This is a genomic window from Neobacillus novalis NBRC 102450 (assembly GCF_001591805.1).
Lineage (GTDB): Bacteria > Bacillota > Bacilli > Bacillales > Cytobacillaceae > Neobacillus > Neobacillus novalis.
Genome location: NZ_BCVP01000010.1, coordinates 70,742 through 94,825, shown reverse-complemented (window position 1 = coordinate 94,825; position 24,084 = coordinate 70,742). Strand labels below are relative to the sequence as shown.

General features: G+C 40.2%; 23 protein-coding genes, 1 pseudogene and 1 riboswitch. Of the genes and pseudogenes, 15 read left to right on the top strand and 9 right to left on the bottom strand.

Annotated elements, in window-relative coordinates; all coding sequences use genetic code 11:
* The first annotated feature begins 318 nt into the window (after window positions 1–318).
* Window positions 319–2,106, top strand: a complete 1,788-nt coding sequence (gene pepF / locus BANVL01_RS08350; RefSeq protein ID WP_066086412.1) for an oligoendopeptidase F — start codon at window positions 319–321, stop codon at window positions 2,104–2,106.
* Between the two features lie 91 nt (window positions 2,107–2,197).
* On the opposite strand, the gene BANVL01_RS08345 is transcribed toward pepF, so the two are convergent.
* The 4 genes from BANVL01_RS08345 to BANVL01_RS08335 all read right to left on the bottom strand — a co-directional run bounded on the left by BANVL01_RS08345 (window position 2,198) and on the right by BANVL01_RS08335 (window position 3,841).
* Window positions 2,198–2,482 (bottom strand): DUF2642 domain-containing protein, encoded by a 285-nt coding sequence (locus tag BANVL01_RS08345; protein WP_066086416.1) that lies wholly within the window; start codon window positions 2,480–2,482, stop codon window positions 2,198–2,200.
* A 181-nt stretch (window positions 2,483–2,663) separates the two neighbouring features.
* A complete protein-coding gene (locus BANVL01_RS08340) occupies window positions 2,664–2,846 on the bottom strand; it encodes a hypothetical protein (protein ID WP_066086419.1) in 183 nt (60 codons plus the stop codon).
* Window positions 2,847–2,927: 81 nt separating this feature from the next.
* A complete protein-coding gene (locus BANVL01_RS26655) occupies window positions 2,928–3,041 on the bottom strand; it encodes a YjcZ family sporulation protein (protein ID WP_082804913.1) in 114 nt (37 codons plus the stop codon).
* Between the two features lie 281 nt (window positions 3,042–3,322).
* Window positions 3,323–3,841, bottom strand: coding sequence for a J domain-containing protein (locus BANVL01_RS08335; protein ID WP_066086420.1), 519 nt, complete (start codon window positions 3,839–3,841; stop codon window positions 3,323–3,325).
* 334 nt (window positions 3,842–4,175) lie between these two features.
* Here BANVL01_RS08335 and BANVL01_RS08330 point away from each other — a divergent pair, with 334 nt between their 5' ends.
* Window positions 4,176–5,141, top strand: coding sequence for a S8 family peptidase (locus tag BANVL01_RS08330; RefSeq protein WP_066086423.1), 966 nt, complete (start codon window positions 4,176–4,178; stop codon window positions 5,139–5,141).
* 172 nt (window positions 5,142–5,313) lie between these two features.
* Entirely contained in the window at window positions 5,314–7,203 is a 1,890-nt protein-coding gene (locus BANVL01_RS08325; protein ID WP_066086427.1) for a Xaa-Pro dipeptidyl-peptidase, read from the top strand.
* 180 nt (window positions 7,204–7,383) lie between these two features.
* On the opposite strand, the gene BANVL01_RS08320 is transcribed toward BANVL01_RS08325, so the two are convergent.
* Window positions 7,384–8,919: an immune inhibitor A domain-containing protein gene (locus tag BANVL01_RS08320; RefSeq protein ID WP_066086431.1), complete on the bottom strand. Its 1,536-nt coding sequence runs from the start codon at window positions 8,917–8,919 to the stop codon at window positions 7,384–7,386.
* A 312-nt stretch (window positions 8,920–9,231) separates the two neighbouring features.
* Between BANVL01_RS08320 and BANVL01_RS08315 the strand changes: the two genes are divergently transcribed.
* Window positions 9,232–9,795 carry a DUF2062 domain-containing protein gene (locus BANVL01_RS08315; protein ID WP_066086434.1) on the top strand — a complete coding sequence of 188 codons (564 nt, stop codon included), beginning with the start codon at window positions 9,232–9,234 and terminating at the stop codon, window positions 9,793–9,795.
* A gap of 45 nt (window positions 9,796–9,840) precedes the next feature.
* Here the strand turns inward: BANVL01_RS08315 and BANVL01_RS28180 are convergent.
* A pseudogene (locus BANVL01_RS28180) lies at window positions 9,841–10,221 on the bottom strand (C40 family peptidase); the annotation flags it as partial.
* Between the two features lie 831 nt (window positions 10,222–11,052).
* Between BANVL01_RS28180 and BANVL01_RS08305 the strand changes: the two are divergent.
* The 7 genes from BANVL01_RS08305 to clpP all read left to right on the top strand — a co-directional run bounded on the left by BANVL01_RS08305 (window position 11,053) and on the right by clpP (window position 18,801).
* Window positions 11,053–12,327 carry an L-lactate MFS transporter gene (locus BANVL01_RS08305; protein ID WP_066086437.1) on the top strand — a complete coding sequence of 425 codons (1,275 nt, stop codon included), beginning with the start codon at window positions 11,053–11,055 and terminating at the stop codon, window positions 12,325–12,327.
* Window positions 12,328–12,416: 89 nt separating this feature from the next.
* Window positions 12,417–12,776, top strand: a complete 360-nt coding sequence (locus tag BANVL01_RS08300; protein ID WP_066086440.1) for a Na-translocating system protein MpsC family protein — start codon at window positions 12,417–12,419, stop codon at window positions 12,774–12,776.
* Window positions 12,777–12,918: 142 nt separating this feature from the next.
* The gene (locus BANVL01_RS08295; RefSeq protein WP_066086443.1) at window positions 12,919–15,276 is read left to right on the top strand and encodes an FdhF/YdeP family oxidoreductase; all 2,358 of its coding nucleotides are present in this window, start codon (window positions 12,919–12,921) and stop codon (window positions 15,274–15,276) included.
* A gap of 25 nt (window positions 15,277–15,301) precedes the next feature.
* A complete protein-coding gene (gene fdhD, locus BANVL01_RS08290; RefSeq protein WP_066086447.1) occupies window positions 15,302–16,126 on the top strand; it encodes a formate dehydrogenase accessory sulfurtransferase FdhD in 825 nt (274 codons plus the stop codon).
* Between the two features lie 514 nt (window positions 16,127–16,640).
* Window positions 16,641–17,279, top strand: coding sequence for a pyridoxamine 5'-phosphate oxidase family protein (locus BANVL01_RS08285; protein ID WP_066086450.1), 639 nt, complete (start codon window positions 16,641–16,643; stop codon window positions 17,277–17,279).
* Window positions 17,280–17,493: 214 nt separating this feature from the next.
* Entirely contained in the window at window positions 17,494–18,189 is a 696-nt protein-coding gene (locus BANVL01_RS08280; protein ID WP_066086452.1) for a sigma-70 family RNA polymerase sigma factor, read from the top strand.
* Between the two features lie 30 nt (window positions 18,190–18,219).
* Window positions 18,220–18,801, top strand: coding sequence for an ATP-dependent Clp endopeptidase proteolytic subunit ClpP (gene clpP / locus BANVL01_RS08275; RefSeq protein ID WP_066086454.1), 582 nt, complete (start codon window positions 18,220–18,222; stop codon window positions 18,799–18,801).
* A 46-nt stretch (window positions 18,802–18,847) separates the two neighbouring features.
* Here clpP and BANVL01_RS08270 read toward each other — a convergent pair whose 3' ends face one another.
* Together BANVL01_RS08270 and BANVL01_RS08265 are read right to left on the bottom strand one after the other, a co-directional pair.
* Complete coding sequence (locus BANVL01_RS08270) at window positions 18,848–19,954, bottom strand: AbrB family transcriptional regulator (protein WP_235845510.1); 1,107 nt, start codon at window positions 19,952–19,954, stop codon at window positions 18,848–18,850.
* A gap of 130 nt (window positions 19,955–20,084) precedes the next feature.
* On the bottom strand, window positions 20,085–21,005 hold the full coding sequence (locus tag BANVL01_RS08265; RefSeq protein ID WP_066086458.1) for an MBL fold metallo-hydrolase: 921 nt from the start codon (window positions 21,003–21,005) through the stop codon (window positions 20,085–20,087).
* Between the two features lie 160 nt (window positions 21,006–21,165).
* On the opposite strand from BANVL01_RS08265, the gene BANVL01_RS08260 reads away from it, so the two are divergent.
* Window positions 21,166–21,954: a hypothetical protein gene (locus BANVL01_RS08260; protein WP_066086462.1), complete on the top strand. Its 789-nt coding sequence runs from the start codon at window positions 21,166–21,168 to the stop codon at window positions 21,952–21,954.
* 4 nt (window positions 21,955–21,958) lie between these two features.
* Window positions 21,959–22,423 carry a hypothetical protein gene (locus BANVL01_RS08255; protein WP_066086464.1) on the top strand — a complete coding sequence of 155 codons (465 nt, stop codon included), beginning with the start codon at window positions 21,959–21,961 and terminating at the stop codon, window positions 22,421–22,423.
* Between the two features lie 285 nt (window positions 22,424–22,708).
* Here the strand turns inward: BANVL01_RS08255 and BANVL01_RS08250 are convergent, their stop codons facing one another.
* Window positions 22,709–22,969 (bottom strand): CGCGG family putative rSAM-modified RiPP protein, encoded by a 261-nt coding sequence (locus BANVL01_RS08250; protein ID WP_066086469.1) that lies wholly within the window; start codon window positions 22,967–22,969, stop codon window positions 22,709–22,711.
* Window positions 22,970–23,128: 159 nt separating this feature from the next.
* On the opposite strand from BANVL01_RS08250, the gene BANVL01_RS08245 reads away from it, so the two are divergent.
* Together BANVL01_RS08245 and BANVL01_RS28860 are read left to right on the top strand one after the other, a co-directional pair.
* Window positions 23,129–23,434 (top strand): hypothetical protein, encoded by a 306-nt coding sequence (locus BANVL01_RS08245; RefSeq protein WP_066086471.1) that lies wholly within the window; start codon window positions 23,129–23,131, stop codon window positions 23,432–23,434.
* Between the two features lie 236 nt (window positions 23,435–23,670).
* A riboswitch (SAM riboswitch) is annotated at window positions 23,671–23,772 on the top strand.
* A gap of 97 nt (window positions 23,773–23,869) precedes the next feature.
* Complete coding sequence (locus tag BANVL01_RS28860; RefSeq protein WP_425311862.1) at window positions 23,870–23,998, top strand: YezD family protein; 129 nt, start codon at window positions 23,870–23,872, stop codon at window positions 23,996–23,998.
* Window positions 23,999–24,084 lie beyond the last annotated feature (86 nt).

Genomic DNA, 24,084 nt, shown 5'->3' with positions numbered 1-24,084 from the left:
AGTATAATATGTTTCCCCACCTTTTCCAAGTGCGTTGACAACATACCTGCAAGTGTTCCCCATAATGTCCACCTTTAATAGTAATGTTTAGTATCTATATGGATTATAGCAGGCTTAAAAAATAAGTCCACCACTTTTTTTCAGCAAAATCATCCAAAATTTTAACAGATAAAAAAAACACTAATATTTCATAAGTGTCATCGGGTGAAGGAAGCGATTTCACATCGAATTACGATTTTTTATTTAAAAACTTCCAATGGAATCCGTTATAATAAAGATATCGAAACATTAAAAAAAAAGAATTGAGGGATGCTTGTGATGAACACGTATCAATCCAGAGCAGAAATACCTGAGAACGAAAAATGGAACATGGAGGACATTTATCCGTCGTTAGAAACATGGGAAGAGGACTATCGCCGTATCGAAGAAATGACAATGAAATTTAAGCAATATGATGGCGCCATTCACGATGGCACATCCCTTTATCTTTATCTATCTGAAAAAGAAGAAGTATCCAGTACATTCAACCTTGTATATGTGTATGGAATGCTGCAGGCAGATGTGGACACGAGAGATATCGCAGCGCAGTCACTGGTTGACCGGGCTAAGCAGCTTGCCGTTAAATTAAATGCGGCAACATCGTTTTTTATGCCCTATTTATTAAGTCTTGAAGAACATACCTTAAGAGAATTTATTGAACAAGAGCCGCGGCTGGATTACTTCGAACAGGATCTATTCGAAGCGTATCGTTACAAGGAACATGTCTTAAGTAAGGAAAAAGAAGAAATTCTTTCCCATCTAGGAGAAGCACTTTCAGCTCCCAGCCAAACCTATAATATGCTCAATAACGCTGATATCAAATTCGGTGAGGTAACAACGGATGATGGAGATAAAGTGGAATTAACGCGCGGCATGTACTCCAAACTGATTGAAGATGATGACCGAAATAAGCGCCAGGAAGCCTATAAGTCCTATTACCAACCATACCTTCAGCTGAAAAATTCGCTTGCCTCCACCTTGGCTGCCAATATTAAAACAAACGTAACCCTAGCACGCCTAAGGAACTATCCTTCAGCATTGGAGAAGGGGTTATTCGGGGACATGGTTCCAAAAGAAGTTTATGAAAATCTGATTGCAGCCACGAAGGCAAATATCGCTCCGCTGCACCGGTATACCACGATTCGAAAAGAAAAGCTGGCGGTAGAGGAACTGCGTCAGTATGATCTAAATGTCCCGTTAGTGAATGGGGTGAAAATCGAAATTTCTTATGATGATGCCTATGAAACCATTCTGGAAGCATTAACCCCTCTTGGCGAGGAATACGTCAACACACTGAAAACATTTAAAGAGGCCCGTTATATTGATGTACGGGAAACGCCAGGAAAGCGGTCCGGTGCTTACAATTTAGGGGTTTACGGCGTTCACCCGTTTGTCCTGTTAAATCAACATGACGACTTAGACAGTATGTTCACGATGATTCACGAATTCGGTCATGCGATGCATTCCTGGTATTCCAGTTCGCACCAGCCTAGAATCTCAGCCGGATACAGCATTTTTGTCGCCGAAGTGGCCTCAACCGTGAATGAGGTATTACTGATTAATTATTTACTTAATAAAGAAACAAATGAAGCGATTCGAAAGCATTTACTTAATCATTTTATCGATCAATTTAGAGGAACCTTCTATACCCAGGTGATGTTTGCGGAATTCGAGAAAATCACTCATGAGCTCGCGGAATCAGGCAAGCCGCTAAATGTAGCAGTATTTAATCAAACGTATGAATCCTTATTCAGACAATACAACGGTGATGAGGTTGTTTTTGATGATGAAGTCAAATATGGCTGGTCAAGAATCCCGCATTTCTACCGGCCGTTTTATGTATACAAATACGCAACCGGCTTTGCCTCCGCTATTCATATTGCCGAAAAGCTTTTGGCTGGAGACCAAGCGACATTAAAGGCCTATTTAGATTTTCTGAAAAGCGGAAGCTCCGATTATCCACTCGAATTGTTAAAGAAAACAGGCGTTGATTTAACCACGCCTGAACCGATAAACAACGCCTTAAAGCGTTTTGACCAGTTGGTAACTGAATTCTCGTCCATTTAAAAAAATACCTATGTGGCGGGGAATGTCCTTCATATGAGCTATGAAGGACATTCTCCCCGCTAAGCTCAATTAAAATCTAACACTTGAATCCTTATCTTTTTCTCTCATCGCTGCTCTCATGGTGTTGTTCCTCATGAAATTCCTCTGGAGAAAACCCAAACGGTCCTCTTGGCATTGGTTCGGCACGATAAATTAACACAATGGTTTCGATTCTTATGGCCAAATTCACTGGACGAATTCTGCCTCTTCTTTCCAAAACAATCACATCTGTACCTACATTTATCAGCCGTCCGCTAAAATTCCCTTGAAGCGTAATAACCTCAACTTCTTTCTTTAATAACTCATGGGCAATTTGATGAAAATTCGTTTCAGTCATGAACATCATCCTCCTTCACCTTACATTAAATGCAGCTACGTAAAAAGTGGTATCGTTTTTAAAAAAAAATATGGGTGAATGCCCTGAGGGTTAAAGCAAAAATGGTTTGTCCAACTATTCGAGGTTCTATATATTAAAAAAAGAGCCCGAAGGCCCAAAGGAACATTTTTTAAATTAAACGCTAAAAGAATCTGCGTCTCCTTTCGAATTCAAACCGCCTTCTTCTCTCAATCTCAATCTCGATTTCAATTCGTCTTCTTCTCTCTATTTCGATTTCAATTTCAATGGGGAAAAACCGTCTTCTTCTAAAACCGTCACGAAAAAACCTGTCTCTTCGATCAAATCCCCCAAATCCAAATGTCATTTAATTAATCCTCTCTTCATTAGAAGTTCAAATTCATAGGAAAAATGAACTCTTAATGTGCCCGGTGTTCAGGACAGTTTACTAGCTCATGAAAGAAACACCTACGATGATAAGCAGAACGAACAATACAACGATTAATACAAAACTGCTTCCACCGCCATAGCCACCGCCATAGCCGCCGCCATAACCATACATATCTAATCACCTCCTTTTAGAAAATTGGAGGGAAAAACACTCCACTATTTAATATATTTGCTAATTCTAACCTTGATTGGACAAGCGTCATATTGTTTGAACAAATTTCGCGATTTGCTTAACCAATGATAAAAAAGGGTTGGAAGACACACAAAAAACACTTCAACGTAAGAACGAGAAGTGTTAAATGCCATTTTAAAAAGGCTACATTCTATTAGTACATGGGAATCTCCCGAATATAATCGTGAGAGTTTCCATGTATATATTCATAAAACCCTTGGTTAAACACCGGATTTCCTGTACTGTTCATAAAACACTTTAAAAAGCCGTTCATCTCCTCCTCGATCAGGATGAAGAGCTTTAAGTAGTTTTTTAAACTCTTTTTTTATCAAAGCTTTGTCAGCATCCGGATCTAATCCTAAAAATGTGGTGTATGTAAAAGGTGGTGACTCGGAAAGAGCATATTCTGCTGTTAACATTTTTTTTAAGCCGCGAACTTTGGATTGTTCGATGCGAATTATACTTTTTAATTCTTCGATTTCCTCTTTTAATATCTGGTTTTCATGGAACGTTTTCTCCCATTGTTGATAATCAACACCAAATTGTTTGCTCTTTTTCTCAATCTGCATTTTTAATATGAATGCTGCTAAATCCCCTGGTTTGATTATGTAATCAATATTTAAATTCTTCGTCCGCTTAGCTTTAATTTTCCCTTCCAAAATCCAACGTATAACGATCTGTTCGCTATCTGTTATCTCTAAGTCCTTTAAGTGGTCAGTAACTTCTTTTACGTTCAACATGTAATCAACTCATTCTTTTTCGCAAAATAGAAGCAAAATTTATTCTTACAAACTCTCAGGTTTTTTAAAAGGCTAAAATCAATGTATCATACATAAAACCACTATTGTTTTACTAGATTATTTAATTTTTATTAAAAATTCTTTTCGAAAGTAACGAATATATCAAAAGCTGTAAAATGTTACATATTGCTACTTGTTTTTCAAATTCGATATCTATTATGTTAAAAAATCACTAAAAACACTCCAAAGGAACCTTTTTTAATATATTCTGAATTGTTAAACTATTACTAACATCATGGGTTGGCTTCAATTAAATCTGTTAGGAGGGAATTAGATGGAGCGAAAAGTACGCTTGATTCCGTACCAGGTGATTGCAGAGTTTGAAGAGGTAACCGAGGTGCCAAAAGGGGTGGAATTGATTCAGGCCCCTGAGGTTTGGGGAAAAACAAAAGGGAAGGGGATCACAATCGCTATTTTAGACACTGGCTGTGAGAGTTCCCATCCCGACTTAAAGGATCGAATTATTGGCGGTCGAAATTTCACCAAAGATGACCGCAGTGATCAAACGAACTATCGGGATTACAATGGTCATGGCACACATGTTGCCGGTACGATTGCAGCAACCGCGAATGATCTCGGAGTAGTAGGAGTTGCACCGGAAGCCAATCTGTTAATCGTGAAGGTTCTTGATAAACATGGCTCCGGACAGTATGAGTGGATTATCAATGGAATCTATTATGCGATTGAACAACAGGTGGATATTATCTCGATGAGCCTTGGCGGTCCTGCAGATGTTCCTGAATTACACGAGGCGATTAAAAAGGCCGTAGAAAGTGGGATTCTTGTTGTTTGTGCGGCCGGAAATGAAGGGGACGGACGGGATTCAACAGACGAGTTTTCCTATCCTGCTGCTTATAACGAGGTAATCAGTGTAGGCGCCACCGGACTGGGTCGCCATATCTCGGATTTTAGCAATTCAAATGAGGAAGTTGATTTAGTCGCTCCGGGTGAAAATATAGTATCAACCTACCTTAATGGAAAATATGCGAAGCTTAGTGGAACTTCAATGGCAACACCGCATGTATCCGGCGCACTTGCGCTGATTAAAGCGATCTCGAATCAAGCTTTTGAAAGAAAGCTAACCGAGCCAGAGCTGTATGCTCAACTGATTAGAAGGACCGTACCACTAGGGAATTCGCCAAAGCTTGAAGGGAATGGAATCCTATATTTAACGACCATAGATTATTTAGCCAATTTATTAGGCGCAAAGGAAGAACGAGAAGTGATGAATGTTAATTAATCGATTTTACGAATAAACTAGCTTTTTTTAAAAGACTTTTCCTCTATTAAAAGATGTAAGTCCTTTCACGTATTAAATAAAAATTAATAGTTTGAAAATTGGTAATTTATGCACTATTTACAGATCCCTCCATATCCAACAATTGAATTTAATAGGGTAAAGGAGGGATTTAATGAAAAAGAGAGCGTTTTCTCTAGTAACCACTTTAGTAACAACCATCGCTTTAACGCTATCATCTGTGAATTATACAAATGCGGAAACAGTAGCGCCGAAGAAGGGTCAAGCAGTAAACTCATTGGCAAATGTAAAATCAGAGGCGAAATATTCCTACAAGGATGCCATTCGCGAGACCGTTTTTGTCCAATCAAGCCTTGACACGGATGAAAACGGGGTTCCTGATCGAATTGCCGTAGACATCATTCGGCCGAAAGAGTCTGACACAGGGCTGAAGGTACCTGTGATTATGGATGCCAGCCCTTACTATGAGAGTTTAGGAAGAGGCAATGAAAGTGAAGTAAAGGACAAAGATAAAGACGGGATTAATGAGAAGTTTCCGCTTTATTATGATAATTATTTTGTTCCAAGAGGATATGCAGTTGTCTTGCCGGATATGGTAGGAACCAACCAATCGGATGGCTGCCCAACTACCGGCGGTTATGAAGAAATTGAAAGTATAAAAGTTGTCATCGATTGGCTTAATGGAAGGGCAACGGCAGTTGATAAAAATAATAACGAGGTAAAGGCCTCGTGGACAACCGGTAATGTTGGGATGATTGGTAAATCGTATGACGGCACATTAGCAAATGGTGTCGCGGCTACGGGAGTAGAAGGCTTAAAAACAATCGTTCCGATTGGCGCAATTAGCAATTGGTATAATTATTACCGCTATGCAGGGCTTACGTACTATAATAATGGGCCTGGTGGATTGGCAAGCAGGGTGGTAAACAGTTCCCGGAAAGCAACATGTCAGCATGTGTTCGATCGTGTAAATCAAGCGGCAGATGACGCCACCGGCGACTACAATGAATTTTGGAATGAAAGAAACTATGTGAAAGAAATAAAAAACGTAAAGGCCAGTGTCTTCGCCATCCATGGTTTAAATGACTTAAACGTGAAGATGAACCATTTCAATGACTGGTGGGAAGCACTAAATAAGGAGAAAGTGCCTCGCAAACTATGGCTTGCGCAAACAGGCCACGTCGATCCATTTGATTTCCGCAGAGCAGAGTGGGTCGATACGCTGCATCGCTGGTTTGACTACTGGCTCCTTGGCATGAAAAATGGCATCATGGATGAGCCTGCTGTAGATATTGAACGAACAGCAGATGTTTGGGAAACCCATGCCTCATGGCCGGAGAAAAATGTGAAATCAACGAAAATCCGCTTTGGACCTGGGGAAAACGAAAATTCACCTGGAGTTTTAACAACTGGTCCGGTAAAAGGTAATTTTACGCAAACCTTTACAGACAATCCGAGGCAAACAGAAACGGCGATGGTCACAAATGAAATGACCGTGAAAAGCGACCGTTTAGTATTCCTCACTGAACCACTAAGCGATGATGCCCGCATGAGCGGTGTACCGGAAATTTCACTTCGAGCAACAGTAGATAAGGATAATTCCAATTTAACCGTGATGATCGTCGATTACGGAATGGACACAAGGGTAAATCATACCGGAAGCGGAGAAGGAATCAGGACGTTAACAAACAGAACATGCTGGGGTGAGAGTACGGAGACCGATAGCGCATGTTATTTAGAAACAGAAAAAACGTTCCGGACAGCAGCATATGAAATTGTCTCTAGAGGCTGGTTTGATCCGCAAAATTGGAAATCACTTTTAGCAACAGATCCACTAAATCCAGGTAAAAATTATAAATTTGAGTGGGGCGCATTGCCTCATGACTATGTCTTTAAGAAAGGCCATCGCATCGGAGTCATTATAGCAGGAAGCTCGTATCAGCGGACACTTCCTTCGGCAACAGGTGCTACTTTCAATGTCCATCTTGGCCAAAGTGTTATAAATTTGCCAATCGTGGAAGGGAAAAAAGGCGTTAATTTTTAAAAGTATGCTGTGTTGCCAAACCCACCAATGATTTAGTGAACGGTAGACTATGTTCCTCTGTAAATGCAAGCCAGCAGTATCCCTTTGGAGGCTGCTGGTTTTTAATGTGCTCCCTATAAATCTAGCAGTCTATTAAAAGAGGTAATACCCAAGGGGTATTACCTCTTTAACTATTATGCTTTAATTTCCATTACCAGGGCCAACACGGCGAGTCACGGTAGATGTCTTTCCTGCATCAGTCTCTGATGTGCTTGTGAAGGTAAGGTTTGTCGGTGTTGGCTGCATCTGACCTTTGCCCCCTTTAGGTATCTTAACGTAAACTGGTACGGAAACCGTTTTACCTGCTTCCAATTCAATCACGTTATGTTGTAACTGAATTTCCCAGCCAGCAACAGTTTTGGCATTAAGACGAATGAGATCTGTTGCATTCCCTGTTTTCTTTACATTGAAATAGTAGACAGCTACTTTACCTGGTGTAGCAAAGTCTGACCTACCGATTGCAACAGACACACCACGTGTAAAGGAGCCGGCGCCATCCAGATGCCGCACTGCTACCCGATAAGAAAGAGCACCTTTTGCGTCATATTTTTTATCTAACATGTAGAAGTGAAGAAGGTTATATTCATCTGTGTACTCACTAACCACGTCATCACCAGTCCCTGCCTTAAAGAGGGCGTCGGCTAACTGTTGATAATCCCCCTTGGAGAGCATGGCAGTGGATCCATCTGGCCGTTTGAAGTCTACTTTATTGATATCTTCTATATGCGAGTCTACTACCCAGATGTTTGGTGCAGATTCGCTATTCTTTGTTTTCGCCAGTAATACACCTGAGTCCGGAACAAAAGAATCTGAACCTATGCGGTCGACTACTTCGACTGTATAGTTATCGTACCATTTAGGCCCGCGCTGCATGTCAGCACGCCAATCGTCATTTAATGAGTTTGCAGGTGTGTTATCCACCATGCTAATATTGATGCCGTGTAATCCCTCGCGTCCAAATTCGCTGCCAGTAGGCACCTCACGCGCAAGAATATCGGCGAATACTGGTCCAGTTTCAGCAAGTTTGTCACGGTCCAGACTCAGATATTGGTCCGGCGCGAGGAAGCCTTGTTTGATTTTATTTCGCAGCATATGGTGTGATGGTGCGGATGCTCCGAGAGTAGATGGGACCATCCAGCGAGTGTGTGAACCACCTGGACCGTTGAAGTTGCCGCGGCTCATAATTTCCCAAGGACCCGAGTAAGTACGGGATACAGGAATAGCATATGGATTATTATAGTTGTCGCCTAGATTCATAATATGACCAAATTCATGAGCAAATACGCCCATTCCATCATTTTCACCTTGGATGGATGTGCCGCCGCCGGCACTTGACCAGATACTTTTGGCAGCATACCAGGAGGTCCACGGTACATAGCGGGTAATCGCCGAATTAGGCATACCAGGTACATTTGCTCCAGCAACGATTGGACCGAATGGATTTGTTATCGCATCGGCATTTTGAAACATTATTTCGCCAAATTCCTGCCAGACGCCTGATTCATCATATCCTGCATGGATGACAAAATTAAAATCGAACTTTTCACCTGAAGCAGCCATATCAGCCTTCGCTGCGTTAACAGCTTCTGTCCTTAGGTTTCTGCCTTTGAAGCCGGCAGGCATGTTTACCGTCTGTCCGAACTCGTTAAGACCATATTCGAATTCATTGCCCTCCATCCGATACGTACCGAAGGATTTAACCTCAATTTGCCATTTGCCGAAGTAAAAATGATTAAGAGGTCCTGATTCTTAAGTCTCGAATACACCGTTACTAATCCTGCTTTGGTAGTGGATGAATATTTACCAATAACTAATAAATTTTTTATTAATTTTTAATAATTAAAGTGTAAAATAGAGGATACAGCTAGACATGTGTGTTAATGATGCTGCTTTTTCTATCCTATGAAAAAAATTTTTTGAAGGGTTAGAATTTACCGCTAATATAGAATATAATAAACTTATCTTTTTTTTCACTAGGAGGGGAACCTTATGAGCATAAAACAAAAAAAATATAATGCTTTTCAACGGCTTGGACGTGCTTTTAAGTTAAACTTCTTAAAACTTCTTCGATCTCCTGAAGGAGCCAAAAAGGTTTCATTGGGCTTTGCCCTTGGCTTTGGCTTGGAAATGCTCGTTATTTCAACGGCTTCACTAATATATATACTATTTGTACCAATTGTCCGGTTGGCTAAAGGATCATTACCGGCGTCCATCATCGGAAATGTCATAGGAAAACTTACGCTGCTTCCCGTGATTCTGTTACCTTTTGCTAGAACACTTGGAAAAGCAATCTTTCCAATGCAAGTCAGAATCGGACACCATACATCTTTCTCTTTTCATCAATTCATACAAGGTGATTTCCACAGTTTAGTTGGCCTCCTTCATGGGGGAGTCCATGCTTTAATTGGAATGACCATTTTTGGAGTTATCCTGAGCATTATTTCTTACTTTATTGTTCATTATTTCTATCAAAAAGAAAAAGCGAATAGGCTAAAAAGAAGACGACATAAACATGAGATTCGCCTCAATAAAATCAATGAGAATTTAATATAAGAAATCTCTTTTGTAAGCTCTTACGGTAAAATTAAGGGCTTTTTTTTAAATTCGAATCACACGTCCTTTAAACGCGTTTTTCCAATAACCTTTCGTCATGTCGGCAATGGCGACACCGGTAGAGCTTTGGGATCCAATAAATTTTCCGTCACCAAGATAGATCCCAACATGTCCGTCTCGTTTATATGTGTCAAAGAAGACAAGATCTCCTGGCTGCATTTCTTGAGGAGAAACTTGACGACCGCCCTTTTTTATTGAATCTGTATGGCTGCCAATTTCGATATCTGCTTGTGCAAACGCCCAATGAACAAAGCCGGAGCAATCAAATCTTCCACGGGCAATATCATTAGCGTTTCTTCCGCCGCCAAACACATAAACAGAGTTTCCAATGTACTTGCTCCCTGCCGTGGTGACCGTACTTATGTATTCATTCCCTATTATCGAGACGACCTCATTGACTGTTTCAGGAATTGCCTTACTATTCTCTTGAATAGTTTCAGATACTCGTTTCATTTCGTTATTTAGATGGATAAGAAGGTTGGGGATTTTTGGTTCCGCTGTTAGTTTGCTTACTAATTTATCTTTGAGGTTTGGAACCTCTGGTTCAGCAGTTAATTGCGTTGTTTGAATGGCTGCCTGCTCTACTTGGATTGGTTTGTCTTGATTATGTAAGTCACTGAACGATTCCGCATAAACCATATGTATAGAAAATTCATTCGCGAACGCGGTAAGCATGATGGCCAAGCTAAACAATGTTACGATCTTTTTTATCACTTAACATCACAACCTTCTTTTTAAAATAATGATTCTATTATTAATTCCCCGAATGTTCATACTATTAAATGTATCGAAATTATATCAGATAATTCTGTCAACTATGTTATAAGAATATTACAATTTAATAACAGTGAAATATGGCAGTTGAAATCCGCTTCATTAGATATTTTTTCTCTTGTATTGAATTCGCTTCCATGGTATGATAAAAAACATCAAATGTGAACAAATTGTGAACTTTTAAAAAATTATGAATCACTTTTAATACGAAATAGCGTTCCTGTTGATCGGTTAAAGGTATTTATAACTCTATTAAACAATAACTGTTGGTACTTAACAGCGTCCCTGTTTAAGGCAAACCGTTGTAAGAATTCATTATGATTCCCTTTTTCTTAGGAACCTACAGTGAATTTTTTCAACGGTTTTTATTTGTTCACAAAGCTTATATATAAAATGAATTTCAAAAGGGAGAGGTAAGTAAAAATGAAAAAGACAAAAAATCGGTGGCTGATTGCTTTATCGGCAGTTGGGATTCACATCTCAATTGGTTCTGTGTATGCATGGAGTAATTTTACGACTCCATTAAAGGACTTATTCGGATGGACGGATTCAGAAGTGGCTCTGACATTTAGTATTGCTATTTTATTTTTAGGTTTGTCTGCCGCATTTCTTGGTCACTTTGTTGAAAAATATGGCCCTAGAAAATCAGGGTTACTAGCTGCAATCTTTTTTGGAGTGGGTATCGTCGGGTCTGGTCTGGCTGTTCATTTAGGTTCAAAATACCTTTTATATGTTTTCTATGGAGCACTTGGCGGAATTGGATTAGGAGTGGGGTATATTGCGCCTGTTTCCACGCTCGTAAAATGGTTTCCTGACAGAAGGGGGCTTGCAACCGGACTTGCGATTATGGGTTTTGGATTTGCAGCCGCCATTGCTAGTCCGATTATGAACATGCTCATTGAGACAGTAGGTGTTGCCAATACTTTTTACATACTTGGAATTTCGTACTTCATCATCATGATGCTATCCTCGCTTTATCTTGAAAAACCTGAAGAAGGATGGCTCCCAGACGGATATAAACAGAAAATTAATAGTGGCAAAGCGAAACCAAATATGGATTTATCACAACTGATGGCTAATGAGGCGGTTAAAACAAAACGTTTCTGGTATTTATGGCTGATGTTATTTATTAATGTGACTTGTGGAATTGCGATTTTAGCAGTTGCAAAGCCACTGGCGATGGAAAGTATCGGCATTGATATGACGGCAGCCGCAGCTCTTGTCGGAGCGATTGGAATCTTTAATGGTTTAGGAAGAATTGGCTGGGCTAGTTTTTCAGATATTATTGGACGACCTGCTACATATACTTCCTTCTTTGTCCTGCAAATGGTGATTTTCTTCTTCTTACCAGAGGTATCGATTAAATGGTTGTTCATAGGGATGCTAATTATCGTCTATACTTGCTATGGCGGTGGATTTTCCTCGATTCCAGCCTATATCGGTGATTTGTTTGGCACAAAGCAGCTCGGAGCAATCCATGGGTATATTCTAACCGCTTGGGCAGCGGCGGGTCTTGCGGGTCCATTATTTGCCGCTTGGATTAAAGATACGACAGGCAGCTACTCAGGCAGCTTAACGTTCTTCTCAGGATTGTTTGTCATAGCGTTTGTCATCTCAATACTTATCCGTGCTGATATTAATAAGCTAAAACGTGGCCAAATGAATAAAAATACACCATTGAAAAACCAGGTAAGTTAAGAAAGTTGCAAATTTTCTAGTAAACTAATACAATATTAACAACATTAACAGTATGTAAACCTGAAGTAATAGCAAGTGAGATGAGTTTATTGAGTAAATATGAAGCGGAATTTAGTAATATTGTTCGCGCGTATCGTAAACGCCATATGGGGAAAGGCCCTAGTCAAGTGCGAACAACCTTTTGTAAGAACTGGGCAATCTGTGAATTAGAGGGGAATTTATCTCCGATTGAAAAATTTATTGCTACTGCGGAAGATGGAAAACAAATGCTGCGGGCTGCTCGGACCGAAATGGTTAAGGAGATTTATAAGAAAAATCACCCAGCTGAGATGGAGGAACTTTTAGGAGTAGAATTCGTTGAGGTATTTGTTGATATCAATATCGAAGAGGACAAAGGAATGTCCATCTTCGTGTTTGATCGGGATATTGAAGAGAAGTTTAAAAATTAATGACTACTAAATAGTTGGTACTTGGCAGCGAACCTGTTGAAGACTAACCACCTTGGTGCATTCATCCTTTTCCTGAGATGAATGCTGTCCTTGGTGGTTTTTTATTTGTTTTAAAATTGGAGAACTTGAGGAGGAATGAAGGATGGGAAAGACATTACATCCAGGTCCACAGAAAAAATCAGTTGTGCCTGCACCCGAACACTGGGTGAGTCCAATTCCTTTTGGACTAGGAAAAATGAAACCAAAACATATTCGCGATACGATGAAGGTCGCTTGGGAGAATAAAGATAATCTCGGCTATGCCGCCAATATATTAACAAAAGGGGTATGTGATGGCTGCGCGCTTGGTGTATCCGGTTTATATGACCAGACGTTAACAGGACCACATGTGTGTACAACTCGCTTAAATGTCCTAAGACTCAACACCATGCCTGCGATTAAGCCTGAAATTCTTCATGCAGATATAGATGAATTAAGGAAATATGACAGCTCAGAGCTTCGGAAGCTAGGCCGTATTCCCTATCCATTAATCCGCCGTATAGGGGAACGAAAATTTTCCCGAATTACTTGGGATCATGCAACGGAAATGATTGCGTTGAAAATGAGAAAGCTGAACCCACAGCAATTTGCTTTTTATTTAACAGCACGCGGGATTACAAATGAAAGCTATTATGTGGCCAGTAAAGTAGCCCGTTTTCTTGGGACCAATCACATTGATAATGCCTCACGGATTTGTCACGCACCAAGTAAAACAGCGTTAAAGCGTTCAATTGGTGTCGGAGCTTCAACGTGCAATTATTTAGACTGGATTGGCACAGATGTTCTATTGTTTTGGGGCAGTGTCGCAGCGAACTCTTCACCAGTTTCTTCAAAATACATGCTTGAAGCGAAGAAAAAGGGCACCAAAATCATTGTTGTCAATCCATACCGAGAACCAGCGATGGACCAATATTGGATTCCTTCAAACCCAGAATCCGCCTTGTTCGGAACCAAAATTGCTGATGATTTCTATCAAGTCAACATTGGCGGCGATATCGCGTTCATGCATGGGATTATGAAGCATTGGTTTGATATGGATGAGAAGGTGTATGGTTCTGCAATCAACCACGAGTTTGTTGGGGCACATGTGAATGGTTATGAAGAGCTTAAGAAAAAGGTTCAAGTCCAATCGTGGGAAGCAATCACTGAATCTTCGGGTGTTTCGAAAGGACGGATCATTGAATTAGCTGAACTGTTAGCAGGCAGTAAAAATGCTGTTTATGCATGGGCTATGGGACTTACTATGCATTCATTTGCCACTGATAATATTTCTCAAGTGGCAAACTTGGCACTTCTTCGCGGACACTTAGGACGAAAGCATACAGGTCTTATGCCGTTCCGGGGACATTCGAGCGTTCAAGGAAGCGGTGAAATGGGTGCTGATCCATTCGTCTTACCGGGCGGCGGCTGGGATGGGAACACTGTCGAGAGAATCGAACAGCTTTGGGGATTTGAACTTCCAAAGTGGCAGGGGGATATCGTGGGAGTTACTCTGGAAAACATTGTCCTTCCAGAAGATCATGAGCGCAAAGTTAAACTCTACTACTTATCTGGCGGTAACTTTTTAGAGACGATGCCTGACCCTGATTTTATAAAAGAGGCCTTATCTGAATTAGAAATTCGTGTGCACCAAGATATTATTTTAAACACCTCGACATTGGTCGATGCAAAAGAAGCAGTCATCATATTGCCGGCGAAAACACGTTATGAGCAGGAAGATGGCGGTACGAGTACTTCAACAGAACGGATGGTTTATTTTTCACCTGAGATAACGGGTAACAAAAATAGGGTGGAAGAAGCACGGGCAGAATGGAAGATTTATATCGATCTTGCTAAGCGTGTGAAACCGGAAACGGCTCATTTGATTGATTTTGCTGACGGTTATGCCGTTCGTCGTGAAATTGCGAAAGCAAACCCTGATTATGAGGGCATCCAACACTTGAAAGTACAGGGAGACGTCTTCCAGTGGGGCGGCGCTTGGCTATGTGAAGGCGGGATTTGTCCAACTCCGGACGGAAAAGGAAGTTTAATACCAGTTGATATTCCCGATTTAAATAAGAAGCCTGAACAATTTATCGTCACCTCCCGCCGTGGGAAGCAATTTAATTCAATGGTTTACAATGAGGTGGATCCGTTAAACGGGGCAGGTCGTTATGACGTGTTAATGAGTGCTGTCGATGGGCAAAAACTAAGCATTGCCGAGGGTGAAGGAATCGTCGTATATAACGGATTCGGCGTATTCCAAGGCAAAGCAAAATTTGTTGAGATTGCACCAGGGAATATCGAAGTGCACTTTCCAGAGGGTAACTTCTTGCTGCCGCGGGGCCGATATGAGAAATTTGCGGGAATTCCTGATTACAATATCACCGTTCATGTTGAAAAAGCAGAACGATATAACGCTAGGAAAGATACCGTCTATCTTGAAAAGCCAATTCCTGAACTCGAAACAGAAGTAGGTTAATTTTCCATGGAAAGGGGCAAAGCATGTGTTAAATGAAATCACTACTTCACAAAACATTCTCAGGTTTAACGGACAAGACTTTTTCGAGGATGAGGATGATGTTGCTGTTGAATCAGCTTTAACTATTGCGGTAGACGGAAACGAGTTCGCCACCATGGTATGTACCCCTTCTGACTTGCAGGAATTGGTGGTTGGATTTTTAGCATCGGAGGGTGTTATTCGCGCTTACCGGGATATCAAATCCCTTCAAATTGATGAAGATCGGGGATTTGCCTATGTGGACCTGATAAACAAACACTCCGTTTTAAAAGAATTTCATTCGAAGCGATTTATTGGTTCCTGTTGTGGAAAAGGTCGGCAGTTTTACTTTCATAATGATGTGAAAACAGCAAAAACGGTAATGACAAAATTGACAATCACGCCGGAACAATGCCGCATGTTAATGAAGCAAATGCAGGAAAGCTCTTCTCATTTTCAGCAAACAGGCGGCGTTCATAATGCTGCTCTGTGTACAAGTAATGGAATTGTAGTATCCAGAACCGATATTGGTCGTCATAATGCCTTAGATAAACTGTTTGGCTACTGTATTATCCACCGAATTTCACTAAAGGATAAGATAATAGCTTTTAGCGGCCGAATCTCATCAGAGGTGTTGCTGAAAGCCGCCAAGATTGGGGTTGGAATTATCCTATCGAAATCAGCGCCAACCAATCTTGCCTTAAACTTAGCGGAGGAACTGGGAATTACCGCGGTAGGCTTTATTCGAGGAAACGGGTTTAATGTATACACTCATCAGCACCGGATCCAGGGGATCGGATCACTTCCTACAATCATTGGTTTAGATGATTGATAGAAAGAGAGGTTCATAGTGCCCGTGAAACCGAAAAAAAGCGGGAGCCGGTCACTAAGAGAGGTTCATAGTGCCCGTGAAGGTGAAAAAAAGCGGGAGTCGGTCACTTAGAGAGGTTCATAGTGCCCGTGAAGCTGAAAAAAAGAGGGATTCGGTTACTTAGAGAGGTTCATAGTGCCCGTGAAGCCGAAAAAAAGCGGGAGTCGGTCACTTAGAGAGGTTCATAGTGCCCGTGAAGCCGAAAAAAAGAGGGATTCGGTCACTAAGAGAAGTTCATAGTGCCCGTGAAGCTAAAAAAAAGCGGAACATGGTCACTAAGAGGGGTTCATAGTGCCCGTGAAGCTGAAATAAACCGAATTAAGGTGGCCTCCCTCCATTAAGTTAATACGTTATTTCACCGGGGGGCAATCATTCCCCTTTTTATCAAAAAAAGTTGATTTTAAGTAAACAATCATTCTTTATTATAAAAACGATATAATTAGAGAAAGGTTATTTACTTAAGGGGTGGATATTTTTGGAGATTGGCAATCCATTTAAAGATTTTATTGAGTCAGAAGAAGAGCTGCGTTCCCTTGTTGGTTATCCAAGTGAATTAGTTAAAAATAAGGTGATTACCTATATTGATCACCATTGTTCAAGCTTTATTTCCAAGTCACCATTTTTAGTTCTTTCTACTGCTGATACTTCCGGTTTTTGTGATGTGTCGCCACGCGGGGATAGTCCTGGATTTGTCCATGTTCTAAATGAGACCTATTTGATCATCCCAGAAAGACCAGGGAATAAAAGAATCGATTCGATGCGAAATATCTTATCAAACCCAAAAGTAGGGCTGCTATTTCTCATACCAGGTTTAGGAGAAACGCTAAGGGTTAATGGCAGGGCAGCTTTAGTAAAAGATAACGAGTTACTTGAAAAGATGGCAGTAAGAGGACGAAAACCTCTTGTTGGAATTGGGGTAGAAGTAGAGGAATGTTTTATCCATTGCGCGAAAGCCTTTAAACGCTCAGGATTATGGGAGCCGCATTTCTGGGCTGATCAAGAAACCTTACCTTCGGCTGCTCAAATATTATTTGAGCACGCAAAGCTCCCAAATAGCAGTGCCGAAACAATAGAAGAAAGCTTAAATGAAAGCTATACTAAACGGCTTTATTGAAATCAAACGACAGTTCGCTGTCGTTTTTATTAAAAATTATAATAATGTTATGTAAACTCATTATTGAAATTTGTATCAGCAAATTTCATTTCCCATTTGTTTAATTGAAAAATAGGTTCATTAGCATATAATATTAAAAAAAGTTTATGACCCCGTATCTATTTATCCTTCTTGAAACGTTTATTGGGTAGAGAGTGCAAAAGGAGTGAAAACCATGCCACAAAAGCTTAGCCCTTTCAGCAGTGAAAATTCACAGGTTGATGATAGGCTGTGGAGCGAATATTATCCAAAGCTTCAGCGATATTGCCGTTTTCTAACCCAAAACTCATGGGATGGAGACGATATCGCACAGGAGACCTATCTTAAAGCATTAAAATATAACCAGCAACAAATGAGTTCAGCTTTGTTAAATAAAATTGCTTATCATCATTGGATTGATTTGCTTCGAAAAAGAAAAAATGTGACGGTAGAGGCCGATTTTGATCATTCCACTCATGAATTAACAGCTCAACTCGATGAAATGTCACATGCAGTTGATTTGCTCTTGACGCATTTTACGCCAAAGCAGGCCGTTATCTTTATGTTAAAAGAGGCATTTCAATATCAGTCAAAGGAAATAGCAGAGCTAATAAACACGACAGAAATGGCCGTGAAGGCAAGTCTTCATCGGGTGAAAAAACGTCTCGAAAAAGATAGTCATTCATATTTAGCCGAATCATTTTGGAATCAGGAAGAGAGGGCGGAGCTATCAGACATTTTTTATGAAGCCTTGAAAAATCAAGACCCAACCGTCCTGATTCAATCCATTCCATGGCTAACAAGTATTAGTGAAGTGCCAAAGCTTGTTTCACGGAATTTACAACCCATTCAAACTTATTCCCCTTCAAGCACTCTCTGTATGGCGGCATAGCCAATAAATCGCTTTAAGGAGGAAAAGTAAATGAGTACCATTCCATATGTGATCGAACAATCTAATCGTGGTGAACGTTCCTATGATATTTATTCAAGACTGCTAAAGGACAGAATCATAATTATCGGTGATGAAATAAATGACCATACGGCCAATAGTGTCGTGGCTCAATTATTATTTTTAGCAGCGGACGCCCCAGATAAAGAAATTTCTCTCTATATTAATAGCCCAGGTGGTTCAACTTCAGCAGGATTTGCTATTTTCGATACAATGCAGTACATTAAGCCGGATGTCCGAACGATTTGCACGGGTATGGCCGCTTCATTCGGGGCGATGTTACTGCTTGCAGGTACAAAGGGAAAACGGTACGCCCTGCCAAATAGTGAAATCATGATCCATCAGCCCTTGGGTGGTGCCAGGGGGCAAGCAACAGAAATCGAAATATCAGCACGGCGTATCTTAAAATTAAAAGAACATACCAATCAAATTATTTCAGAACGCACCGGACAGCCAGTTGAAAAGGTGGCAAAGGATACCGACCGGGATTACTTTATGAGTGCTGAGGAAGCGAAAGAGTACGGGATTATCGATGAGATTCTTTATCCAAAATAAGACACTCCAATTTGAACAATACAGGAAAAAAACGAGGAAGGCAGTCTCAAGCTGCCTTTCTCGTTTTTCCTTTTCCAACTTTAAAAAATAACCTTAGGAGCGGTGGTACGGCAAAATAGATAAAAAATAGCCGGAATAACTGGTACCCCGTCACCATAGATAAATCAGCATCGACTTCGTGGGCAAGAATCCCCATTTGATCCATCCCACCTGGAGCCAAGCTTAATAAACTGGTGGATGGGGTAATATGGTAATAATTAACAAGCAGCAAACCTAAACCAACAGATCCAAAAATCATCAGCATGCCGCTAAGCAGTGCAAGGGTAATTATTTTTGCCTTATGCTCCAGTTTTTCGGGCTTCAATAATAAGCCGATATACCCTCCAATCATAAATTGAGAAACGTCCAATATTGGCTGCGTAAGAGCAGGACCATGGAAACCTGAAATGCTGGCGATGGCTGTTCCTAATATTGGACCCAATAAATAGGGAGTAGGAAACTTAAATTTCTTTGCAAGAAAAGCACAGAGCACACAAATTACGGCAAACAAAACAATGGTTGAAAATAGCGGTTCTGAAGTTTGAATTGACTTTACAACCAAATCCGATGTCGGTTCAGTAGCTGTATTTTTAAAAAGTGGCCCAAAGATGAGAAAAGGGACGAAGAAAATGATCATCATTAATCTTGCCACTTGCAGGAACGTTACGGTGGTAATATCGATTCCTTTCATTTCTTCGGCAAAAATAATCATTTGCGAAAGTCCTCCTGGAATGCTGCCGGTAAGTACAGTTGGATAATCCACGCCCGTAAGCTTGGAAACAACCCAGGCAATTCCGGCACAAAAACAAACGAGTAAAACGGTCATGATCAGCATGGAAGGCAGTTTTGCTGTAATTTGGATGAGCGCTTCTTTCGTGAAGGATAAACCAATTGAATAACCTACTATTATTAATCCCATATCCCGAATGTAAGTTGGCCAATAATATTGAATTTTTCCAAACCTTGCACCAATTAAAACAGCCGCCATTGGCCCGAGCAGCCATGGAATTGGTGTATGAAGAGCTGTGAATGCCAGGCCGCCGGTGAATGCAGTTAATACAGTTATCGAAAAACGAAGCATTTTATTGTCATGTTTTTTTGAAAAATTAAACAAGGGAGCCATCCCTTCTGTCTATTTAAGTTTTTATATATCTTTGTATTTTAGGTGATAAGCCTTTTTTTTATGTCTATAAGAAGGGGTATTAAATACATTGAAATTAATTGGCTAGAAATAATTTCTATTGCTATTCAGACCCCAAAACCGTTTCTCCAAGTAAGAGCACATTTAGTTGTTCTTCGGGGAGCTGCCGCTTTTCCCATTCACGGTATAACCGTTCTAATGCTTCAGGCCCCGTGTCATCGGCCAAACGATAGGCACCATAATGCATCGGTACGAAGTGTTTCGCTTTTAATTCGATGAACGCTTTCACACTGTCTTCTGGAGAAATATGGGATGCAGCCATAAACCACTCCGGCTCATAGGCGCCAATCGGCATAAACACTGTATCGATTGTAAAGCGGTCTGCAATTTGTTGAAAGCCGGCGAAATAGCCTGTATCGCCAACAAAATAATACGTTTCTTCGGTAGTTTGAAAAATCCAGCCGCCCCAATGGGATGTATTCATATCTCGCAACGTTCGTCTCGTCCAATGCTGGGCAGGGACAAAATGAACGGATATCCCTTTGTATTCGGTGCTTTCCCACCAACTCATCTCAGTCACCTGCTGATAGCCTTTTCGGATAAAAAGGGACTTTAAACCAGCAGGAACAAGGTAGTGCGGATTTCCTTTTAATTTTTTCAAAGTGGGGAAGTCCAGATGGTCGTAATGGCCATGGGAGATGACAACGAGATCAATTTCCGGCAGATCTGCTAAGGAAAGGCCCGGCTCCGTTAATCTTTTTTGAAACCCCATCCGCTTGGCCCACACAGGGTCCGTTACAATATTTATGCCATTCAGCTGAAGCAAAAAAGTAGAATGGCCAACCCACGTATAAGAAGTCCGGCTTTTGTTTTCGATTAGTTCTTTCACTTTTTTAACGGGAGATTGTTCGATGTTTACCGATAAATCCTTCACTTTACTTCGTCGTTCTTTCTGCCATTTCCTCATGTCTTTAAACGATTTGTTGTTTGACACATTATCCAAATTAGCAAATTTCATAATCATCCACTCACCTTGATTTTCTCTGAAAACTATCATTAGAAAAAGTATAGCAAAATTCCACATCAATCATCAAAAATTTGCTATCGGACCGAATGTAAATGGGGATAAATCAGCCACTATATGGAAAACTATTGGGAATTAGTTGATTTAAGGGTGGCGTTAAATGGATAACTATTCAAATGATAATACTGCAAGACGTTATAAGGCTAATGTTAGCATATTTGGTACAACGCTAATCCATTTACGCAATCCTTATATTATTGCCTGGTGGTCAGCCGCTTTCCCTGGATTTGGACATCTGCTGTTGTCAAAATATTTCAGGGGATATGCCTTATTTATTTGGGAAGTGGTTGTTAATATTAAGGCGCACGTGAACCTTGCGATGGTTTACTCATTTCAAGGAGATATAGCGATGGCAAAAGAGGTATTGGATACCAGATGGTTACTCATGTATATTCCCGTTTATCTATTTGGAATCTGGGATAGTTATCGAACAACGGTTGATTTTAACAAGGGGTATATTTTAGCGGATCATGAAGACCACCGTTTCAACTCATTTAGCTTAGGACCAGGGGAAATAAATTATTTAGATAATAGAAACCCCTTGATGTCCGTCATGTGGTCACTATTTGTGCCTGGGCTAGGGCAGCTTTATATCCATAGAATTTTGACCGCGTTCTTTGTCATTGTTTGGGTTGTCGTCTTTTTTTATCAATCACATGCCCTTGAAGCGGTTTCTTTATTATTCCTAGGAAAAATAAAAGAGGCTACCACTATTTTAAATCCAGAATGGCTATTATTCATTCCTTCCCACTATGGGTTTGCCACCTTCGATGCTTATATGAATTCGATTGAAAATAATAAACTGTTTGAAAAAGAACAAAGGAAATATTTGATAGAACATTACCAATCAAAAGGTTTCCGAATACTAAAAGGACAAAAAGTGAAGTGATGATGTGCAGCTCTTTTCCACTTTTGAAAATCAGCCGGGTCTAGAAATGGCGATTTCTACTTTGGAGAAACATGGTATTAAAAAAGAAGATATATTTGCTGTTCCCCTCGATAATCGGCAAGAGGAGCGTAAAGTTTTCGATACGCTTCACCGTTCGGACGGAACATCACTAATCGATATTGGCATGGCTCTTGCCACGGCATTTTCTGTGGTAGGGGCAAGTATCGGTTTTAAATTGTCGTGGGGTCCCATTTACTGGGGACTTATCGGGGCATTTATCGGATTTGTAATAGGATTTGCCATTAGACTTTTGACCGAAGTAGTTTTAAAAAAGAAAAAAAGACTATTAAAAGGAAAGCAATCAGAGGTTATTCTTATTATTGATTGCAAAGAATCACAGTCTGAATTGGTAGAGAACATTCTTTGGAGTCATTTTGCGTTAGGGGTAGCTAAAGTAAAAAATACATGAACCCCTAAACAGTAGACATCTTGGGTACAGCCCGCATATTCCAATTTTAACAACTTCCCCCCATTTTGAATAAAAATAAACGAATGCAAAAAACGGAAGGAGAAGGGGCAATAAGCCTCTATTCCATACAAAGTTTTTAATTGGGGGGAAACACTTGAAGAGTTTGGAAAGTTTTTTTCAAAAGATGGAGAAGGAAATAAAGAGACGGCTTTATCAATTGAAAAGGGGTAGCGTATAAAAAAACGGGTGCATGTCCCCGCTGTGGAGTGGGGGGAGTGGTACCAGTTAGTTGTTTTTCCATACCCTAAGCACATAGCCCCCACAGCCGCATTGATCGATAAATTTGCTTTTAATGCTATCACCAAAAAATAAGGCCAGCTCCTCTGTTAAATAATCATCAGGTTCTCCGAAATCTGCCGGCGTGACGATATTGACATAAAACCCCTTTGAAGTATTCGTAATTGCGTCAATAGCATCTTTTACAACCAATTCAACATCATTTTCATATTCCTCATGTTCAAGTGAAACAGACCAATTCTTGTCCATAAAACTCACCTCTTACCATTATTATAAAAGGAATGGGAATTTTGGTTGGTGATATGTATCACACGCTCCCATTTTCCTTCCAAATGATTTGAAACCCATCGACAAATATCTACATAAATCTGCTATACTATAAGCAATAAACGAAGGAGGTGAAAATAGATGGAAAAAACACTCAAGTTGATATTGGACAAGCTTGATAGTCTGGACCAAAAGGTAAGTACTATGGACGAAAAAATAACTACTATGGACCAAAGATTAAATCAATTAATTAATACCGTAGCAGTCACGAATGTAAAGATTTCTGAAACAAACCAAAGAATAGATGCCCTTGAAACGAAGGTGGACACTGTTGTAGAAGATGTTAAAGAAATCAAAAGTTCTATGGCGACAAAACAGGACCTTGAATTTTATGATCGCAAAATTTCTGAACACTCCAGGGAAATTTACAAGTTAAAAAACAACTAAGTCACTCCAGATATAATCCACATTTAAACCTATTTCAATAAATTAAATTCCCCGATCCTTCTTGTATAAAGATACGGGGTTTTTTGTATTTCATTAACAGAGCCAGTCCCTACAGCGAAGTAACGCTTTAATTCGTCAGAGAACTAGACGCCTTAAAAAGAATTTTTAAAATATTTAGTTTTCCTATTTACATTAAACCAATTGGTATGATAGGATTAATTTCATTAATCATTCAATTCTTATCAAGAGTGGCTGAGGGACTGGTCCAATGAAGCCCGGCAACCTGCAAAGCAAGGTGCTAATTCCAGCAAAATGACCTTCATTTTGGGAGATAAGGTGTTAACAGTGGTAGTTCTAACGCCTTTCCTTGATGGGAAAGACGTTTTTTTTGAAAGGAGACGAATCAATCTGAAGGCAGATGAAAAGGAAGAACTAATCGCACATCTCGAGAAAATGATGGAGACCTTAAAATTTGGCTCGATCACCTTAGTTGTCCAAGATGGCAAAATTGTTCAAATTGAGAAAAATGAAAAGGTTCGTCTTAAACCAAATAAGCATCGCTGACTAGACAAACTAGAGGCGGTCTTCACTTTATCAAAGTGGAAGACTGCCTATTTTTGTGGGAAATTCTCAGGCAGGAATAACTGATT

Excerpts from the sequence above, each read along its gene's own strand:
- BANVL01_RS08260 (WP_066086462.1), top strand. The coding sequence starts at position 21,166 with ATGGATAACTATTCAAATGATAATACTGCAAGACGTTATAAGGCTAAT.
- BANVL01_RS08245 (WP_066086471.1), top strand. The coding sequence starts at position 23,129 with ATGGAAAAAACACTCAAGTTGATATTGGACAAGCTTGATAGTCTGGAC.
- BANVL01_RS08345 (WP_066086416.1), bottom strand. The coding sequence starts at position 2,482 with ATGACTGAAACGAATTTTCATCAAATTGCCCATGAGTTATTAAAGAAA.
- BANVL01_RS08325 (WP_066086427.1), top strand. The coding sequence starts at position 5,314 with ATGAAAAAGAGAGCGTTTTCTCTAGTAACCACTTTAGTAACAACCATC.
- BANVL01_RS08315 (WP_066086434.1), top strand. The coding sequence starts at position 9,232 with ATGAGCATAAAACAAAAAAAATATAATGCTTTTCAACGGCTTGGACGT.
- pepF (WP_066086412.1), top strand. The coding sequence starts at position 319 with ATGAACACGTATCAATCCAGAGCAGAAATACCTGAGAACGAAAAATGG.
- BANVL01_RS08265 (WP_066086458.1), bottom strand. The coding sequence starts at position 21,005 with ATGATTATGAAATTTGCTAATTTGGATAATGTGTCAAACAACAAATCG.
- BANVL01_RS08305 (WP_066086437.1), top strand. The coding sequence starts at position 11,053 with ATGAAAAAGACAAAAAATCGGTGGCTGATTGCTTTATCGGCAGTTGGG.
- clpP (WP_066086454.1), top strand. The coding sequence starts at position 18,220 with ATGAGTACCATTCCATATGTGATCGAACAATCTAATCGTGGTGAACGT.
- BANVL01_RS08250 (WP_066086469.1), bottom strand. The coding sequence starts at position 22,969 with ATGGACAAGAATTGGTCTGTTTCACTTGAACATGAGGAATATGAAAAT.
- BANVL01_RS08335 (WP_066086420.1), bottom strand. The coding sequence starts at position 3,841 with ATGTTGAACGTAAAAGAAGTTACTGACCACTTAAAGGACTTAGAGATA.
- BANVL01_RS26655 (WP_082804913.1), bottom strand. The coding sequence starts at position 3,041 with ATGTATGGTTATGGCGGCGGCTATGGCGGTGGCTATGGCGGTGGAAGC.
- BANVL01_RS08320 (WP_066086431.1), bottom strand. The coding sequence starts at position 8,919 with ATGGAGGGCAATGAATTCGAATATGGTCTTAACGAGTTCGGACAGACG.
- BANVL01_RS08340 (WP_066086419.1), bottom strand. The coding sequence starts at position 2,846 with ATGACATTTGGATTTGGGGGATTTGATCGAAGAGACAGGTTTTTTCGT.
- BANVL01_RS08295 (WP_066086443.1), top strand. The coding sequence starts at position 12,919 with ATGGGAAAGACATTACATCCAGGTCCACAGAAAAAATCAGTTGTGCCT.
- BANVL01_RS08330 (WP_066086423.1), top strand. The coding sequence starts at position 4,176 with ATGGAGCGAAAAGTACGCTTGATTCCGTACCAGGTGATTGCAGAGTTT.
- BANVL01_RS08280 (WP_066086452.1), top strand. The coding sequence starts at position 17,494 with ATGCCACAAAAGCTTAGCCCTTTCAGCAGTGAAAATTCACAGGTTGAT.